Consider the following 4,128-nt stretch of genomic DNA (forward strand, 5'->3'; position numbering starts at 1 on the left):
CTTTTTTTGCGTTTTTTACAACCCCTTCCCATATTCCGCCCTCTTTTTTCATTAAAGGATTTTTATTTCTATCATATCCGTTGAAATCCCCTACAACGCTTACATATTTTGCATTCGGAGCCCATACCCTGAACCTGACTCCCCCGTTTTCAATATGAGCCCCCATTTTCTGCCACAGTTTCGTATGGGTGCCTTCCTTAAAAAGATAGATATCAAAATCAGTCATTCAAAACCCTTTCATAAACTTTCAAATACTCTTTTGCCGCCCTTTCCCATGAAAACCTTTTTCTCATCCCTTCATTTACTATATTTTTAAATCCCTCTTTGTCGTTATAAAAGACATCAACCGCCCATTTGACGGTGTTATAAAGCGCATCCCTGCTGGCTTCCCAGAATTTAAAACCGGTGCCTTTTTTTAAAAAAGGGTCGTAATTTTCAACCGTATCGTCAAGTCCCCCCGTTGCCCTTACAATCGGGGGAGTTCCGTATCTCAGGGAATAAATCTGATTAAGACCGCAAGGCTCGAAGATGCTTGGCATCAAAAACATATCCGCCCCGGCTTCAATTTTGTGGGCAAGTTCATTTGAAAATCCCACATAAACCCTGAAATTGGGATATCTGCCTGCAATATCGCTGAAAAATCCCTCGGCCCATTTTTCACCGGTGCCGAGAAAAACATAATTTGCATCCAAATGCAAAAGCCCCTCCATTGCCTGAGCAATAAGCTCTATTCCTTTTTGCCATGCAAACCTTCCTACAAATCCTATCAGCGCTTTTTCCTCCCCGCAGAGTCCGAATTTTTCCAAAAGCTCTTTTTTACATTCCTTTTTGCCTTCCATCCAGCCAATGTCATAATTTTTAGCTATATATTTATCACAAGCCGGGTTCCATTCGTCATAATCAACACCGTTTAATATTCCGTAAAGTTTATACGAATGCGCCCTTATATGACCCTCAAGCCCGAACCCAAACTCAGGGGTCTGGATTTCCAAGGCGTATTTTTTACTAACAGTCGTTATGGCATCGGCAAACGTTATACCGCCTTTTAAAAGATTAACGCCTCCTAAGGCTTCGAGTTCATACGGATTGAAATGATTCCATGGAATTTGCAAAATATCCATCACTCTTTTATCAAAAAGCCCCTGATGCTGAAGGTTATGAATGGTAAGAACCGATTTAGCGTTGAACTCTTTATATCTGGTTTTTAATAAAACGGGCACCGCAGCCGTATGCCAGTCGTTTGCGTGAAAAATATCGGGATTAAATCCCAGCATTTTACAAAGCTCAAACGTTGCAACGGATAAAAAAGCAAATCTTATATCGTTATCCTGATATGAATATCCGCTCTCATCGGTATATAGCCCGTTTCTTCCGAAAAAATCCTCATAATCTATAAAATAAATTTCAACATCGCTGTTTGGAATTTTTGATTTAAAAACTCCCGCCTTAAGCGTTCCAAGACTTCCCATAGGAACGATAAGCTCACCCGGGATATGTTCTAAAGAGTTTTTGTCGATTTTATAATATCTGGGAATCACCACTTTTACATTATGCCCAAGTTTTTTAAGCGCTTTTGGCAGCGCCGCCGCAACATCCCCGAGCCCTCCCGTTTTTGCAAAAGGGGCGCATTCAGCCGCGGTAAAAATTATATTCATTTTCTCTCCTTTAAAAGTATCTCGGCGCCTGTTAGCGAAGCGTCTTTTAGTTTTGTAAGTTCAATTTTTTGGGTATTAAATTTTGGAATATATTTGTCTTTTCTCTTTTCAACCTCTTTTACAATCCAGGGGTTATTTACAATAACGCCGCCTCCTAAAACCAGTATTTCAGGGTCAAAAAGGGAAAAACAAACCCCTACTGCATACATCAAAGCTTTTATATATTCCTCTTTTACCTTATTACAGTCAAATCCGTTGCAATTATAAATTTTACTCATTTTTTCAATCCCGCTTCCGCTTGCAAAAAATTCAAGACAGTTGTTTTTGCCGCAGCTGCATTTAAACGGCGTAGGTTTGTAAGGAATATGCCCTATTTCACCTCCAAACCCCCTTCCTTTTACTATTTTGCCTTTATCAATTATTCCTGCCCCAAGCCCGGTTCCCGAATATAAAGCTACAAGATTTTTTGCTTTAAAATACCTGCTCTCAGCCAAAGCCGCACAGTTTAAATCGTTTTCCAAAATTATTTTAATGTTATATTTTTTTTCTATTTCACTCAAATCGATTTTTTCAAATTTTGTATTAGGAGAAGAATAAATAATGTTATTTTTCACCTGCCCCGCAAAAGATATCGCAATTTTTTTAGGAGAATACTTTTTAATTAAACTTTCCAAAAACTCCAAAAGTTTTATCTCTTCAGTTTTTAATACAAAAATTTCTTCCTTAATCTTATATCTCGTATAAGTCCCGCCTATATCAATTGCTATCAATTTTTTTCCTTAAAAGCCCGGCCGCAATTTCAGGCAAAACGGGATTTATTTTGATGTTTGTTGAAATCTCAAACCCAGCAAGCTTATAAATTCTAGGAGTAATTCTTATAAAGAATCGGAAAAATCTATCAATATCGTCAAAAAACGTTTCATTTTCAAAGTTTTTGTTAAGAGGTGCAAAATAAAAAAGCACGTTAAAATCAAATTCGTTTAATTCGTCTTTAAGTGCTTTAAAAACTTTTTTAATTAAAACGCTTAGTTCGTTTAGATTCTCTAATGTAGAATTTTTTGAAAGAATGGCTACCTCAAAGGCAAATTCCGACGCATAAGGGGCAAAAACAAGAAAATTATCACTCTTTATAATTTCCCGCTCACTCTCTTTTTCATTCTCAAATAAATCATCAAGTGCGCTTCTGCCGTGAGTTAAATAAAAATTATGCAAAAACTCAAAATATCTTTTTTGATTATTACTCATTAAAGGAAGGGCGATAATCTGGGTGTGGGGATGAGTTTGGCTTGCCCCCGCGTTTTCGCCGTCATTTTTAAAAACATTTATGAAACTCAGTCTCTTATCTTTTTTTAAATCCTCAACCCTTGCCTTTATTGTTTTTAGCCAGTAAAAAATCTCTTTTTCATCCATATCAAAACTTCTGATATGTCTTGGGGTATCTATTATCACTTCATGAGCCCCGAAACCTTCGAATTTTTCATTTACCCCGACTTCCCTTGATTTTAAAGGCGCTTCAACCATTACCGCTTTGTATAAATTCGGCACAACTCTTGTCTGCCATTTGCCGTTAATTTTAAGAGAATAAATTTCAGGCTGTGCTAAATGCTCTTTTCCGGGGCAAAAAGGACAGTTTTTAATGTTTTTTCTGCTTTTGCATTCCATCTCTATTGGTCTGTGAAGCCTCTCGGGGGCAACTATTACATAATCGTTTCTTAAATAATCTTTTCTTATTTCAGACAAAGTTTTCCTTTTATGTTTTTATTTTTAAAAGTAAAAAGTATTGACACACCCTGAGCGATTTTACAAAACCCCTTTTCATCGCGGTTTATGGTATTTAAAATAAAATAAAACATTTTATCATATTCAAAATCAAATATAATTTTTCTCTCAGTAAAAGGGTCTAGGATATAATTTTCATTTATTTTTATTTTATCCATCCAGGCAAAATGAAAATTCATCTCCATCGCATAAACAAAATCGGTTTTGTTTTCTATTTCAAAATTTATTCCGCTTTTTTCTATTTCAAAACTTTTTTTTATTTGAGAATTTCTAAAACTTAACCCCTCCCTTTTAAAACTCCTTTTTATAAAATCCTCAAAATTATCTTTTTTAAAAGATTCATTATCAACTTTTTCTATCAGATGGTCTATAAAAGAATATCTGTAATACCTGTCAAAAAAAAGTTCTTCTTTATATTTTCCTAAATCTGTGCTTATTTCATGAATGGTGGCGACTTTTTTATTATTTTTTTCTTTTTTATTTTCAAAATGATACCTCTCTTTATACCTTCTTATGGTATTTGAAAAGTTAAATCTTTTTTCTCTGTCGTCAAATTCGATAAGCTCACCGTTTTTATTAAAAACGGCTATTATTTTTTCGATTTTTACGCTCACTTCTTCATATCCGTCCATATCAAAATCGCTCACAAAAACACCTTTTTCGTTATCGCACTCAATCAAAAACCTGTAAGCGT

At 35.3% G+C, this 4,128-nt stretch carries 4 protein-coding genes and 1 pseudogene; all 5 read right to left on the reverse strand.

Annotated features, from left to right (window positions below; translation table 11 throughout):
* Nucleotides 1-226, reverse strand: a pseudogene (locus ACXJH6_RS03940) (1,4-alpha-glucan branching enzyme); the annotation flags it as partial.
* Nucleotides 219-1,655, reverse strand: a complete 1,437-nt coding sequence (gene glgA, locus ACXJH6_RS03945) for a glycogen synthase GlgA (RefSeq protein ID WP_456470464.1) — start codon at nt 1,653-1,655, stop codon at nt 219-221. The gene glgA and the pseudogene ACXJH6_RS03940, both read right to left, overlap by 8 nt.
* Nucleotides 1,652-2,425, reverse strand: coding sequence for an ROK family protein (locus ACXJH6_RS03950; RefSeq protein WP_456470465.1), 774 nt, complete (start codon nt 2,423-2,425; stop codon nt 1,652-1,654). The genes glgA and ACXJH6_RS03950 overlap by 4 nt, the downstream gene beginning before the upstream one ends.
* Nucleotides 2,412-3,395 carry a galactose-1-phosphate uridylyltransferase gene (locus ACXJH6_RS03955; RefSeq protein ID WP_456470466.1) on the reverse strand — a complete coding sequence of 328 codons (984 nt, stop codon included), beginning with the start codon at nt 3,393-3,395 and terminating at the stop codon, nt 2,412-2,414. The genes ACXJH6_RS03950 and ACXJH6_RS03955 overlap by 14 nt, the downstream gene beginning before the upstream one ends.
* Nucleotides 3,383-4,128, reverse strand: a 746-nt coding sequence (locus ACXJH6_RS03960) for an alpha-amylase/4-alpha-glucanotransferase domain-containing protein (protein ID WP_456470467.1), incomplete at its 5' end; no start/stop codon positions are given. The genes ACXJH6_RS03955 and ACXJH6_RS03960, both read right to left, overlap by 13 nt.

This window comes from Caminibacter sp. (genome assembly GCF_053999135.1).